Annotated in this window: 14 protein-coding genes; 7 read left to right on the top strand and 7 right to left on the bottom strand. The window is 71.7% G+C overall.

What is annotated here, in order from left to right:
* Positions 1-33 precede the first annotated feature (33 nt).
* The 4 genes from ACNF49_RS31100 to ACNF49_RS31085 form a co-directional block, all read right to left on the bottom strand.
* The gene (locus ACNF49_RS31100) at positions 34-1,026 is read right to left on the bottom strand and encodes an MBL fold metallo-hydrolase (protein ID WP_482939769.1); all 993 of its coding nucleotides are present in this window, start codon (positions 1,024-1,026) and stop codon (positions 34-36) included.
* 203 nt (positions 1,027-1,229) lie between these two features.
* Positions 1,230-1,637 carry a hypothetical protein gene (locus ACNF49_RS31095; RefSeq protein ID WP_482939768.1) on the bottom strand — a complete coding sequence of 136 codons (408 nt, stop codon included), beginning with the start codon at positions 1,635-1,637 and terminating at the stop codon, positions 1,230-1,232.
* A 9-nt stretch (positions 1,638-1,646) separates the two neighbouring features.
* Positions 1,647-1,835: a hypothetical protein gene (locus tag ACNF49_RS31090; protein ID WP_357986531.1), complete on the bottom strand. Its 189-nt coding sequence runs from the start codon at positions 1,833-1,835 to the stop codon at positions 1,647-1,649.
* 201 nt (positions 1,836-2,036) lie between these two features.
* Positions 2,037-2,501: a MarR family winged helix-turn-helix transcriptional regulator gene (locus ACNF49_RS31085; protein WP_482939767.1), complete on the bottom strand. Its 465-nt coding sequence runs from the start codon at positions 2,499-2,501 to the stop codon at positions 2,037-2,039.
* A 131-nt stretch (positions 2,502-2,632) separates the two neighbouring features.
* Here ACNF49_RS31085 and ACNF49_RS31080 point away from each other — a divergent pair, with 131 nt between their 5' ends.
* Together ACNF49_RS31080 and ACNF49_RS31075 are read left to right on the top strand one after the other, a co-directional pair.
* A complete protein-coding gene (locus tag ACNF49_RS31080) occupies positions 2,633-3,454 on the top strand; it encodes an NAD(P)H-binding protein (protein WP_482939766.1) in 822 nt (273 codons plus the stop codon).
* A gap of 282 nt (positions 3,455-3,736) precedes the next feature.
* On the top strand, positions 3,737-5,026 hold the full coding sequence (locus tag ACNF49_RS31075; RefSeq protein ID WP_482939765.1) for an alpha/beta hydrolase family protein: 1,290 nt from the start codon (positions 3,737-3,739) through the stop codon (positions 5,024-5,026).
* A gap of 64 nt (positions 5,027-5,090) precedes the next feature.
* On the opposite strand, the gene ACNF49_RS31070 is transcribed toward ACNF49_RS31075, so the two are convergent.
* The 3 genes from ACNF49_RS31070 to ACNF49_RS31060 form a co-directional block, all read right to left on the bottom strand.
* Positions 5,091-5,360: a hypothetical protein gene (locus ACNF49_RS31070; RefSeq protein ID WP_357986543.1), complete on the bottom strand. Its 270-nt coding sequence runs from the start codon at positions 5,358-5,360 to the stop codon at positions 5,091-5,093.
* Between the two features lie 139 nt (positions 5,361-5,499).
* Entirely contained in the window at positions 5,500-6,552 is a 1,053-nt protein-coding gene (locus tag ACNF49_RS31065; protein ID WP_482939764.1) for a winged helix DNA-binding domain-containing protein, read from the bottom strand.
* Positions 6,549-7,535 (bottom strand): zinc-binding dehydrogenase, encoded by a 987-nt coding sequence (locus ACNF49_RS31060; protein WP_482939763.1) that lies wholly within the window; start codon positions 7,533-7,535, stop codon positions 6,549-6,551. Before ACNF49_RS31060 ends, ACNF49_RS31065 begins: the two co-directional genes overlap by 4 nt.
* Positions 7,536-7,597: 62 nt before the next feature.
* Here ACNF49_RS31060 and ACNF49_RS31055 point away from each other — a divergent pair, with 62 nt between their 5' ends.
* The 5 genes from ACNF49_RS31055 (at position 7,598) to ACNF49_RS31035 (ending at position 12,565) form a co-directional block, all read left to right on the top strand.
* Positions 7,598-8,566 (top strand): helix-turn-helix transcriptional regulator, encoded by a 969-nt coding sequence (locus ACNF49_RS31055; RefSeq protein ID WP_357986551.1) that lies wholly within the window; start codon positions 7,598-7,600, stop codon positions 8,564-8,566.
* A 77-nt stretch (positions 8,567-8,643) separates the two neighbouring features.
* The gene (locus tag ACNF49_RS31050; RefSeq protein ID WP_482939762.1) at positions 8,644-10,287 is read left to right on the top strand and encodes a YncE family protein; all 1,644 of its coding nucleotides are present in this window, start codon (positions 8,644-8,646) and stop codon (positions 10,285-10,287) included.
* 134 nt (positions 10,288-10,421) lie between these two features.
* Positions 10,422-10,730: a hypothetical protein gene (locus tag ACNF49_RS31045; RefSeq protein WP_357986557.1), complete on the top strand. Its 309-nt coding sequence runs from the start codon at positions 10,422-10,424 to the stop codon at positions 10,728-10,730.
* 52 nt (positions 10,731-10,782) lie between these two features.
* A complete protein-coding gene (locus ACNF49_RS31040) occupies positions 10,783-11,508 on the top strand; it encodes a hypothetical protein (protein WP_482939761.1) in 726 nt (241 codons plus the stop codon).
* Complete coding sequence (locus tag ACNF49_RS31035; RefSeq protein WP_482939760.1) at positions 11,465-12,565, top strand: hypothetical protein; 1,101 nt, start codon at positions 11,465-11,467, stop codon at positions 12,563-12,565. The genes ACNF49_RS31040 and ACNF49_RS31035 overlap by 44 nt, the downstream gene beginning before the upstream one ends.
* Position 12,566: the final 1 nt, after the last annotated feature.

Below are 12,566 nucleotides of genomic sequence, written 5' to 3'. Positions count from 1 at the left end.
TGATCACGGCCCGCAGAAGCCCGCGGGCGCTCGTCAGCAGCAGGCGGGGGTCGGTCGGCCGCGGGCGGCGGATGTCTCCTCGTCCTGGGCGATGCGGCCGCGCATCATGACCTCCATGACCTTCATGAAGCGCTGCGTCCTGGCCCGGCCGATGACGAACGGGTTGGCCGCACCCGTCGTTCCGGCGCGCAGCTGCTCGATGCGGGTCAGGCCGTCGTCGACGCCGCCGTGGTTGGTCAGCTCCACCTCCACCCCCGCCCGCCGCATCGTGGCGGCGAAGCCGAGCGCGGAGGCCAGGGTGGTGCGTTTGTCGGCGGTCGCGGCGGGCGGGTTGGTGCCGCCCCAGAACATCGCGGTGTGCCGCCGTCCCTTCCAGTGCACGGGGAAGATCGACGAGACGGTGCCGGGCGTGTGCCCGGGAGTGTGGTGGAAGACGATGGTGGTGCCGCCGACGGTGAGCTTCTGGCCGTCGGCGATCTCCAGGTCGCGTTCGGGCGCGTTCGCGGGACGTTCGGCGGCGATGAGGTTCCAGTCGCGCCGGCTCATCATGACGCGGGCGCCGTAGCGGTCGGCGAGGAACTGGGCGCCGCCGAAGTGATCGGAGTGGCCGTGGGCGACCACCACGTACTTGATCTGTGCGGGGTCGGCGCCCACGGCGCGCAGCCCCGGGACGATGATCTTCTCGGCGTCCTCCGGGGATCCCATCGCGTCGACGAGCACGATGCCCCCGGCGGTGAACAGCGCCGTGGCCTGTACGAAGGTGGTGCCCAGCACCGCCACGTCGTCGAAGACGCGCAACGGGCCGAGGGGCTTCGGCTCCGGCATCGTGAGGTCGGGCGCGAGCGCCTTGACCAGGGCCCGCAGGACGGGGTCGTCACCGGCCAGCGCGGCCGCGCGGTCGTAGTGGTGCTGAGCACGCTTGGGAGCGGTGGCGGCGGCGGCTTCGACCGGGCGGCCGGCCAGCGGCAGGAGAGCCGCGGCGGCCAGCAACGCACGGCGGGACGGGACGGACTGCCCGAGGGACATGGTCGAACACCTGCTCTTTCCCGGGCACAGATCTTGATCTGATCGGCCCGGAGGGACGTCGATGCCCGTCCAGCAGATCAGAACAGATCTTGTGACGTCCAATACTGGTATGGGACGCCAGCCGATAGGAAAGTGGATATCGATGCTGTTCCGCCAGGCGGACGATTGCCGCCACCTCACCCAGGGCCGGAAGGCGTGCCCCGTCAGCTGCCGAACTCCTCGGCGATTCGCTGCGTGATGGCCTCCACCTTGGGGGTGTAGGCCCGATAGAAGTCCTTGCCGCACTCCAGGTCGTCCAGGGCGGCCTTGATCTCCTTGGCCAGGTACGGCTGGGCCTGGGCGGGGGTGAGCATGGCAGCCGCGACGACGGCGCAGGCGTTCACGGCCTTCCAGTAGCTCTTGCGCTGAGCCGGGGAGAGCTTCGTCCAGATACCCCCGTTGGGGTCGGCTTTTGAGAGGTCGGGCATGCTGTCGGGGCTGTCCGGGCCCTTCGGGTGGACGTACACCGAGAAGACCTCGAAGCCGTACTTCGTCCGCTGGGCCTTCAACGCCTCGTAGTCGCCGGCTCTGCGTTTCAGCTCATCGTCGGTCAGGGGATCTTCCTGCGGCACGTGGGCGACCTACCGGAAGCCCTCCTTCTTCATGCAGTCCGCCTTGACGGATTCGAACTGGCGCCGCTTCTCCTGTGCCGTCGCGGCCGACTTGGCGGGAGGCGAAGCAGCCGTCCCGGTCGGCTCGGCGTCGCCGCCGCAGCCGCTGAGCACGGCTGTCGCAACCAGCGCCAAAGCGGTCTTTCGGATGGTGTTCATGGTCGGTCCCCCGGCATCTCATACGTCACGCGCGCATGCGACCGCCCGGGCATCTGTACGGCCCGTGGTGGCGTCCGGCGCGTGATCTGCTTCAGCGACCCACGCGGCTAGCGCCCAGCGCTGCCGCGGTTCAATGGAGTGTGGTCAATCGCGACCCGAGTGGACGGCGCGAGGCCGGCCCGGACGCCTTCGAGACACGCTTCAGGCGGAAGTCGTGAGGCGCTGCGCCTGAGCGCGACCCACCGAGGCGGCCCGCTCGAGATAGTCGGCGATCAGGGCGAGCGCGTCGTCGTCGTAGTGGTCGAGCATCTCGACGAACGCCCTGCCCGGAACGTCCCAGGCCGAGCCGATCCGGGCGCGGGCCTCCGGGGTCAGCGTGACCAGGGCACGCCTGCGGTCGGCCGGGTCGGCGTGCCGTACGACGAGACCCGCCTTGTCCAGGCGGTCGACCAGGCGGGTGGCCGATCCGGGGGTCAGGCCGGCCAGGCGGGCGATCTCGCCGGTGCTGATCGGCCCCTGCTCCAGGTCGAGCAGGGCCACACACTGCAGGTCGGTGGGGTGCAGGCCGAGCCGGTCGGCCATGGCCTGGTTGAACAGCGTGTAGGCCGCGTAGTGGCGCTGACTCTCGTCACTGATGCGCTTGAGCATCTCGGCTCGATTTGACACGTGCGGCTCCATCGTCCTCATAATGTTCGTCACGCAATACTTGTGTGACGCAACTTCTGTGTCGCGCTTTCATTCTATCGACAGGCGTCGCGCTCAGGTCGCGAAGAGCCTGCGAAGGGATCTGTACCGATATGACCATTCTTGTCACGGGCGCTCGCGGCTCCGTCGCGACCGCCCTCATCGGCCTCCTGCGCGAGCAGGGCTTGTCTGTACGACCGGCCTCCAAGGCCCCCACCGACCCGTCCGTCGTCCGGTGCGACCTGCGCGATCCGTCCACCTTCGGCGCTGCGCTCGCAGGCGTGACCTCGGTGTTCCTCTACGCCGAGCCGTCCCACGCGCAGGAGTTCGCCGCGGCGGCCGAGGCGGCCGGGGTCGAGCACGTCGTGCTGCTGTCCTCCGCCGCCGTGCTCGTGCCCGACCCCGACAGCAGCCCCTTGGCCGCCTCACATCTCGTCTCCGAACGCGCCCTGGCCGCCTCGCCCGTGCCGAGCACCGTGCTGCGGCCCGGCACCTTCTGCGGCAACGCGATGGCGTGGTCGTGGGCGATCAAGTCGGGGACGCCGATCACCCTGCCCTACCCGCACGCGCACGTCGACGCCATCCACGAAGCGGACATCGCGGCGGTGGCGGCCGCCGTTCTGGCCGACCCCGCCCTCGGCGGCAGGACGTACACACTGACCGGGCCCCAGTCGCTCACGTTCACCGACCAGATCGGGATCCTCTCCCGCGTCACCGGGCGGGACATCGCGATCACGCCCGTCACCCGGCAGGAGTGGACGGCCGAAATGGCGCAGTACATGAACGCGGCCTTCGCGGCCGCCCTGCTGGACTACTGGCAGAGCTGCGACGGCCGTCCGATCGAACTCACCTCGGTCGTGGAGGAACTGACCGGGACACCCGCGCGGACGTTCGCCTCCTGGGCCGAGGAGAACCGGGCGGCGTTCCTCGGCTAGCAGATCGAGCGCGCCGCTCCATGGACACCACCGGCCGCGCGGCCCTTGCGACTCCGGTCGCAGGCGGATCGCGGAGGTCATACCGGGGTCGCAGGCAACTCTCGGCCTCGGGCCCGATGTCCGGCCGAGCTCATTGCGCCACGGTGATCACATGAATGTGACCGTGTTCGGCCTGTCCCTCGTGGAGCTCCTGGTCTTGGCGTCCGCCGTCGTGCTGGTGCTGGCCCGCTGGCTGCCCCCGGAGCGCGCCGGCCGTCGACCCTGGCCGGTGCGGCGGCCCTCGTGGTGTCCGCGACCGTGCTGGCCGTGCTCGGGATCCGCTGGCAACTCCTTCCCATCCTGGCGGGAGGGGTCATCGCGCTGGCGTTCGCCGCGCCCTCACTGCTGGGGTGGCGTGCGGGGCGGCGGGCGCGATGGTGGCTGGCGCTGCCGGGGTCGGTGGCATGCCTGGCCCCGGTCCTCGCGGGCGCGACGGCGGCGTGGGCGCTGCCCCTGCCCGTGTTCCCCGAGCCGTCGGGGGCGTACGCCGTCGGCACCACCGTCGTGCAGTGGACCGACCCTGATCGCCCGGAAGTCGCCACGTCGCGTACCGACGACAAGCGGACGATCGTCGTCCAGCTCTGGTATCCCGCGCAGGACGCTCCGCCGGCCGCCCAGCGCGCGCGGTACCTCGGCCGCACGGCACGAGAAGCACAGCTCGTCGCCCGCGGTGAGGCCGACTACCTGGGCCTTCCGGCCTTCGTCCTCGACGAGCCGACACGCGCCCGCACGCGTTCGGTGCCCGATGCGCCGGTGGCCGGCGGCGGTGACCGGTTCCCCGTGGTGCTGTTCTCACCCGGACTCGGAGGTGTGCGCACCCAGAACACCGCCTGGGCCGAGGAACTGGCCAGCCGCGGGTACGTCGTGGCGGCCGTCGACCACCCGTACGACTCGGCCGTCGTCACCCTCGCCGACGGCCGAGCGGTACGCACCAAGGTCGCGGCCACCGGCGACCAGGCGGAGGACGACAGGCGCGCGGCCGGATGGACGGCGGTCAGGGCCGCCGACCTCAGCTTCGTCCTCACCCAGTTCGGCCGCCTGGACCGTGGAGAGATCCCGGGCCTGCTGAGCGGGCGGCTCGACACCCGCCGCGCCGCGGCGACCGGTCACTCCCTCGGGGGCGCCGCCGCCCTGCAGGCCGCCCGCCAGGACCCCCGGTTCGCAGCCGTCATCGACCTGGACGGCTTCCCCCGCGACCCCGCGACGCGACCGTTCCACCAGCCCGTGCTCGCGCTCACCCACGACGTCGAACCGGGCGAGGAGCCCGACTACATCCCGCGCCTCACACAGGTGCTCCAGCTCAGCACGGCGACCGGCTACCGGCTCACCGTCCCCGGCACGGCGCACCTCACCTTCACCGACGCCCCGCTCTTCATGCCGCCCCTGCCCGCGCTCATCGGCTCTGTCGGCCGGACCACCGGGCCGCGCATCACCGCGGCGGCCACCGTCGCCTTCCTGGACGCCACACTCCGCGGCAGCCCCGGCGACCTGGCCGCCACCCTGTCCAGGTACGGCCGGCTGACCGTGCTGTGACGGCCTCCACCGGTGATCAGGGCCAGGAGCCCGAGCAGCACTTCCGACGCGGAGGACGCACGCGTTACATGCAGATCGGGTGGCAGACCCACTTGCCGTGCCAGAAGACGCAACGCTCGCACACCCCGCGTTCGCCCGCCTCGTCCGCGATCGAGGCCTGTTCGAAACCCAGAGGCGCCAGCAGCCCGGCGAGCTCGCGCTCGTCGCCCGCCTCGACGGCGGCGCTGAACCTGCGCTCGAAGTCCTTGTCGAACTTCAGCAGGACGGCCAGCTCATGGAGCTTACGGGCGTAGCTCAGCAGGTCATCGGCGTTGGGACGCTCATCGGTGGTCATGCCGCGACTCTCCCCTGGAGGATGCCCCCGAAGCCTGGCCTCGCAGACAATTGACCCGAGGTCAACGAAGGTATGAAGGATGCCGTCTTCTCCCGGCCGGCTCTGACCTCGTGCCGGCCGAAGGCACTGATCGTCATGTTCAGCGGCGTGACAGGAACGGCAGCAGTCGGCTGATCTCGTGGTCGACCGCCTGCTGTTCGTCCCGCGAAAAGCTGCCGAACGGCGCCAGTCGTACTTCGCCCGCGGTGAAGGACCAGGTACCGCGGACGTAGCCGTCGATGAGCACGGTGGGCAGGACTCTGGCCTGTCCGGGGGCGACGTGCCTGCGGTCGGCGTCGGCGATGATGCGGCTGCGGTCGGCGTGGCCCAGGAGGGCGTTGTCGTAGGCGGGCAGCAGCCGTACCGGTGCGGGGGTGTCGGGGTCAGGGAGCGGGATGTCGGGCAGGTCGAGCAGGCGCCGTCCGTCGGGCCCGGTGTAGTGGCGCAGCTCCGCGCCCATCTCCGCGACGATCTCGTCCAGCCGGGTCAGCCCGGACCACGCCTGGACGTCCGCGACGGTGGCGGGCCCGAAGGCGGCCAGGTAGCGGCGGACCAGGTCGCGGAGCGCGGCCGGCTGCGGGGCGTCGACCGGGGCGGCGCTGACGGTGATCGATGAGCGGGTCCCCCAGCCGCCCCAGGACGCGGTGGCCGGATCGTGGACGAGCGGGGTGCGCAGCTCGATCTCACCAGCCAGGATGCGGCTGTCGCGGCCCGGATGCAGGGTCGCGAGGTGGCCGGCGAGCTCCTTCCTGGGCAGCGGACCGGGCCGCAGCAGGGCGCGTCCCTCGGCCACCAGCGTTTCGGGGTCGAGTCCGGCGTTGTTGCGCCGGAAGTGCGCCGAGCCGGCGGTGCGGTTCAGGACGGGCTGCAGCACCGGCCGCAGCCGACGGAAGTCGTCGGCTGCGGCGAGGTGCATCGTGCTGCGCAGGAAGCCGGACCGCACGACCCGTCCCTGGGCGATCAGGGTGGTGAGGTCGGCGTGGGTGAAGTGGCGGATGCGGGCCCACAGTCCGACGTAGGGCCAGTTCGGCTCCTGCGCCTGCATGGCGACCAGGCGGCCGATCACCTCCAGGGCGGTCAGGTCGGCCCGCTCCAGCAGGAACTGCCGCTGGAGCAGGGCCCGGTTGAGCGCCCGGCGGGACAGGACGGTCATACCAGCCGCACCGAGACGTTGCCGCGGTACTCGCCGCGCAGCAGGGCCAGGAACGCGCCGGGCACGCCGTCGATGCCGGTCTCGACGACGGTCCGCGGATAGACGAAGCGGCCCTGGTCGAGCGCCGTGCGGAAGTGGCGGTGCCAGGCGGCGATCTGGTCGGGGGTGTGGTGGCAGGAGAACGGCAGCAGCTCGACGCCCCTGGCCAGGGCGGCGTCGCGGTCGGGTGCCGGGAAGCGGTCGGAGGCGGCGCCGAGCTGGGTGGACAACGATCCGCACAGGGCGAACCTGGCACCTGGCGCGGCGGCTTCGAGCGCGGCGTCGTACAACGCGCCGCCGACGGTGTCGAAGAAGACGGTGATGCCTTCCCGGGCCAGCTCCTTGAGCGCGGCGACCGGGTCGTGGTGGTAGTCGAAGGCGGCGTCGAAGCCGAGTTCGTCCACGAGGTAGTCGGCCTTGGCCTGGCTGCCCGCGCTGCCGATCACCTTCCTGGCGCCGAGGTTGCGGGCGATCTGCCCGGCCAGCGAGCCGACGCCGCCGGCCGCGCCGGAGACGAAGACGACGTCACCCTCGCCGACCTTGGCCACGTCCGCGACGCCGTGGTAGGCGGTCGGGCCCTGGGCAAGGTGGTAGCTCGGGTCGGGATAGGCGTCCGGGTCGAGCTTGACGTAGGAGGCCGCCGGTCCCGCCGAGTGCGTGCTCCAGCCGCTCATCGACTGGACCAGGTCGCCCTCCCGCAGGTCAGGGCTAGCCGAGCTGAGCACGGTGCCGATCGCCATGACGCCCACCCGCCGGCCAGGCTGCCAGGCGGGGATCGGGAGGTGGCAGTCGGCGCGCATGAGTTCGAGGTAGGTGGCGGCCAGCCCCAGGTAGTCGGTACGGACCACGACCTCCCCCTCGATCTCGGCCGGCGCGACGGTGAAGTGCTCGGGGCCGGGGACGGCGGCGATCTGGGCGGTCAACTGAACCTCGTGAGTCATCATGGTGACCACCGTAGGGATGCTTCCGGCCAGTTTCTGACCGGAAGTATCCGGATAATGGGGATGTGGCCAACACCAGTTCCCGCACGCTCACCCTGCTGTCGTTGCTGCAGACGCACCGCCACTGGCCAGGTGCGGATCTGGCCGAGCGGCTCGGCGTGTCGGAACGCACACTTCGCCGGGATGTCGATCGCCTGCGCGAGCTGGGCTATCCCGTGCACGCCTCCCGAGGCACCGACGGCGGCTACCAGCTGGCGCCCGGGGCCGTGCTGCCGCCGTTGCTGCTCGACGACGAAGAGGGCGTCGCGCTGGCGGTCGGCATGGGAGACGCGGCGCAGAGCGGCATCGCGGGGCTGGAGGAGGCGGCGGTGCGCGCGTTGACCAAGGTGGTGCAGGTCCTGCCGCCCCGTCTGCGGACCAGGGTGAACGCACTGCGCGCGATGACCGTCTCGGCGGCCTCCGCCGGGCCGGTGATCCCGGCGGAGGTGCTGACGTTGATCGCCCAGTCGTGCCGGGACCAGGAACGGCTGCGCTTCCACTACGTCACACGCGCCGGCGCGCGAACCGAACGTGAAGTGGAGCCCCATCGCCTCGTCGCGCTCGGCGGCCGCTGGTATCTGGTGGCCTACGACCTGACCAGGCACGACTGGCGCAGCTTCCGCCTCGACCGGCTGGCCCAGCCACGCAACACCGGCGCCTCCTTCCTGCCGCGGCCGCTGCCCGGCGGGGACGCCGCCGCGTTCGTACGCACCGCGGCTCAGGTCCCCACCGCCAAGACCGTGGTCGCGCTGGTTCACGCACCGGCGGAACAGGTGCGCCGGATGGTCGGCCAATGGGGTGAGATCGAACCGGTCGCCCCCGATCGATGCCGCCTCACGATGATCTCCACCAGCCTGGACTGGCCCACGCAGGCGCTGGGCAACATCGGCGCCGAGTTCGAGGTGCTCGAACCGCCGGAGTTCGTCGATCACCTGAGGAACTGGGGCACCCGTTTTCTCGACGCCGTCGACAGATCGGCCCCGGGGTTGCGGTGACAGTCGTGGCCGAGATGGGAACTCAAGTTCGATATTCACTTGACTCGGCTGTGACAGATGTGTCTAGATCTCAGTTTATGATCATCAACTTACCCCGGAGCCGGCGCACGCGTTCGGCGCGGTGGTCAGCCGCCCTGGTCGTGACGGCCGGCCTCCTCGCCACCCTGGCGCCCGCCGCCTCGGCGGCCGACTCCACCACGTACCTCGAAGGCGTCACCGGTGTCGGTGACGTGGCCGCGGGCGGCGGCAAGGTCTTCTTCGCCGCCCGCGACAGGATCGTCGTCGCGGACACCGGCGGCGCCGTGACCGGCGCCGTCACCGGCCTGTCCGGCGCCGACGGCCTCGCCCTGACACCGGACGGCAGCCGGCTGTTCGCCGCCCTGAGCGGCTCGAACCAGGTGGCCGAGATCAACGTCGCCGACCTCACCGTCACCAGGCGAATCGATCTGGCCGCCTACCCGTGCCCGACGCACCTGTCACTGTCGGGCGACCGGCTGTGGGTCGGATACGGGTGCACGTTCGGCGGCGTTCTCAGCCTGGACGTGTCGGCGGCGACGCCGCAGCCGACCAGGATCGTGAGCGACATGCACGGGGCTCCGCTGGTCGCCGCCGCCGGGGACACGGTGGTGCTCGGCGAGTCGGGCATCAGCCAGAGCGACCTGCTGGTGTTCGACGTGAGCACCACGCCCCCCACTCGGCGCGGCATCATCGAGGACGACCCGTACTCGGCCAACCTGGAGGATCTGACCATCACGCCGGACGGATCGACGGCCATCTCGGCGTTCGGCGCCGCGCGCTGGTACACCGCCTGGGACACCACGAGCCTGGCCAAGGTCCGCACCTACGGCGTCGAGACGGGCCCGGAGTTCTCCGGCTACCCGATCGCCCTCGCCATCAGCCCCGACGGCTCCCAGGTCGCGGGTGGACGGGTGTCCGGCCCCGACGTCGCCCTGTACGACGCCGCGACGACGACGAAGACCTACACCGACGACCACCCCGTCGGCGAACTCGTCCCCCGGACCCTGGCCTTCTCGGGCGCCGACGTCTTCGGCGTGCTGAAGGAGCAGAGCACCGGCAGGTTCAGCCTGTGGCGGCTGGCGGGCGCCACCCTCCCCGCGTCGGCCGTGAGCCTGACGGCCCCGCCTTCGGCGACCGCGCTCGAACCGCTCACCGTGACGGGCGCGCTCACCCTGTCAGGCGGTACGGCTCCCGGTGCGCAGCCGCTCGTGGTGACCCGCAAGCTGCCCAACGGCACCAGCACCACGCTCCCCACCGTGACGACGGCGGCGGACGGCACCTTCACCCTCACCGACACCCCGCCGACCGGCGGCGCGATCACTTATGCCGCGCTCTGGGACGGCAGCCCCGGCTTCCGGTGGAGCAGCACGTCGGTGACCCTCACGGTGGCCAGGCACGCGACATCGCTCACCCTGTCAGGCCCGCAGAACGGGAAGATCGGCAAACAACTCGTGCTCGACGGCACCCTGGACATCGGCGGCCATCCGCCGGCCCCGCTCTCCTACGTGAAACTGGTGCGCACCATCACCGACGACAGCGGCACCACGACCGTGTCGCGGTCGGTGCCGCTCGCCACGGACGGCTCGTTCAGCACGGCCGACTCACCCCGCGTCAACGGCCAGTACGCCTACACCGTCGAGTGGGCCGGTGACGGCGCGACGCTGCCGTCGCAGGCGAACCGCACCGTCACGGTGAAGGACTGAGAGATCGGCACCGCCCGCGCCGGGGGCGGTGCCGTCACCGGACGAGAGGTCCTTGTATCGCCGGAGAGAGTCACTGAAAGTAGTCATTAAAATACATACTGTGATGGAACTGGTCGCCTTCGAAAGGACCTCCCATGCGACCCATTCCCGCCATCTCAGCCGCAACAGCCGCCGTCGTCCTGGCGCTCGCCTGCGCCACGCCCGCGGCCGCCGCTCCCGGCATCGTGCGCCTGTTCTCACCCGACGGTCAGAGCAGGCTCGTCACGGACCCCCTGCCCAACCAGTGCCACCCCGGTTTCGGCCCCGACAGTGGCCTGTTGAACCGCACCTCAGGCACCATCCTGGTCTTCCCGGACTCGAACTGCCGGATCAGGGTCTTCGACCCCGTGGAGCCCGGGGCCGCCAAACAGGGCAACATCGGAAGCTTCCTCGCCATGAACTGATCCAGTACGGATCGGCCGCTCGACCGGTCAGGGCAGGCCGAGGGGGAGACGGATGCGCCGCCCCGCCCGGCGGCAGCTCTCGGCCGACACCCTCGGCTCGCGCCGCGCCACCGCCAGATCGACGCACGAGCCCGCAGCGTCCGGGGCGCCGGCCACGTCGAAGGGCCCGTCCTGGAAGGCGTCGCGATGGTCATGTCGAGGAAGGCCCGCGCTGGGCGCCCAGCGCGGCCTTGGCGCGGTCATCGACTGGAGCTGGCAGCTGCTGAGCGACGACGAGCGCACGGTCGCCGAACGCGTCTCGATCCTGCCCGGCGGCGTCACGCCGGCCTCGGCCGCCGCGGTCTGCGCGGGCACCGCGGTGCGGGCCGACGAGATTCCCGAGCTGCTGGCGGCCCTGGTCGACCGGTCGCTGCTGCAGCTCGCGCCCGATCCGGGCCGATACCGCATGCTGGAGACGCTGCGCGAGTACGGCGCCGACCGCCTGGCCGGGACGGGCGACCTCGGCACCGTCCGCGACCTGGCCGCCCTGCGCCGGCGGTGCGACAGCGGCGACGCTCGCGGCGCGGTCGCGCTCGCCCTGAGTCTGACCTGGTACTGGCAGATGTTCGGCCGGCACCGCGACGCGGCCTACTGGCTGGGCGAGGCGCTGGCGGTGCCCTCCGGGGGAGCCGACGCCCGAACGCGACTGCGCTCAGGCGATCTACCTGGCCAACCGGGTCGACACCCGGCCGGGGATGACCGCCGGGGAGGCCGCCGACGACCGGGCGCGGATACATGAGCTGACCAACCGGCTGCTCGCGTACCCGGAGCTGCCCGGCCCGTACGGCGTGTACGCGCTCACGCTCGCGTTCCTGCAGGAGGACAGGACTGCGCTGGCGATCGTCGAGCAGCTGGCCGACGGCGACGACGTGTGGCTGTCCGGGCTGGCCCGCATGTTCCGGGCCCGGCTCGCCGAGAACGCGGGCGACCTCGACAGGACGCGCGCCGACGTGACCACGGCCCTGGCCCGCTTCCGGCAGGTCGGCGACCGCTGGGGCCAGGCCACCGCGCTGCCGATGCGCGCCCAGCTGCGGCAGTACGACGGCGACCTGGACGGCGCGCTGGCCGACCTGCGCGAGGCCCGGTCGCTGGCTGCCGAGTTCGGCTCGCTCAGCCTCGGCGACCAGGTGTTCAGCGACCTGCGCTGGATCGACCTGCACCTGCGGCGCGGCAACACCGTCCTGGCGATCACGATGATCGAGTCGGCCCGTGAGCGGGTGCGGCGGGCGACGTCGAGGGAACTGCTGGCCCTGTTCGACGCGTGGGAGTCCGGCTTCCGGATACGCCTCGGCGACCTGGACCGGGCGCGCGCACTACTGGACGAAACCGAACGGGACCTCGACGCCGGACGGGACCTCGACGGCGACACCACGTTCGCCGGTGACCACGTGCGGACGCTGGTCGGCAGCGCACGGGCCTGGCTCTGCCTGGAGACGGGCGACCTGGCCGGCGCGGAGAAGGCGCTGGAGAAGGCGTACGCGGCGGCGGTGCAGACCTGGGACCTGCCGATCCTGTCGCTGGTGGCGGTGGACGCCGCCGCGTACGCCGAGGCGCACGGACGGCATCACGACTCGGCCGTCCTGCTCGGCGCCGCGTCCCGGCCGCCCGGGGCTCATGACCACACCGATCGGCAGGTCGGCGAGCTCAGCCGTCGAGGGCAGGCCGCCCTGGGCGAGGAAGCCTTCGCCGCGGCGTACGAGAAGGGCTGGCGACTGGACGGCAGGACGGCCGCGACCGAGGTCGACCCGGCCCGGCTGCGCGGAGAACGCGGGACGGCCCACCCGGCCCCGGAGTGAT

This window comes from Actinomadura sp. ATCC 39365, assembly GCF_054392275.1.
This window is presented reverse-complemented; position numbering and strand designations above follow the sequence as displayed.

Bases quoted from the DNA above. Each gene is read 5' to 3' on its own strand.
- ACNF49_RS31050 (WP_482939762.1), top strand. From the start codon at position 8,644: ATGATCATCAACTTACCCCGGAGCCGGCGCACGCGTTCGGCGCGGTGG.
- ACNF49_RS31065 (WP_482939764.1), bottom strand. From the start codon at position 6,552: ATGACCGTCCTGTCCCGCCGGGCGCTCAACCGGGCCCTGCTCCAGCGG.
- ACNF49_RS31090 (WP_357986531.1), bottom strand. From the start codon at position 1,835: ATGAACACCATCCGAAAGACCGCTTTGGCGCTGGTTGCGACAGCCGTG.
- ACNF49_RS31060 (WP_482939763.1), bottom strand. From the start codon at position 7,535: ATGATGACTCACGAGGTTCAGTTGACCGCCCAGATCGCCGCCGTCCCC.
- ACNF49_RS31080 (WP_482939766.1), top strand. From the start codon at position 2,633: ATGACCATTCTTGTCACGGGCGCTCGCGGCTCCGTCGCGACCGCCCTC.
- ACNF49_RS31045 (WP_357986557.1), top strand. From the start codon at position 10,422: ATGCGACCCATTCCCGCCATCTCAGCCGCAACAGCCGCCGTCGTCCTG.
- ACNF49_RS31035 (WP_482939760.1), top strand. From the start codon at position 11,465: ATGACCGCCGGGGAGGCCGCCGACGACCGGGCGCGGATACATGAGCTG.
- ACNF49_RS31040 (WP_482939761.1), top strand. From the start codon at position 10,783: ATGCGCCGCCCCGCCCGGCGGCAGCTCTCGGCCGACACCCTCGGCTCG.
- ACNF49_RS31070 (WP_357986543.1), bottom strand. From the start codon at position 5,360: ATGACCACCGATGAGCGTCCCAACGCCGATGACCTGCTGAGCTACGCC.
- ACNF49_RS31100 (WP_482939769.1), bottom strand. From the start codon at position 1,026: ATGTCCCTCGGGCAGTCCGTCCCGTCCCGCCGTGCGTTGCTGGCCGCC.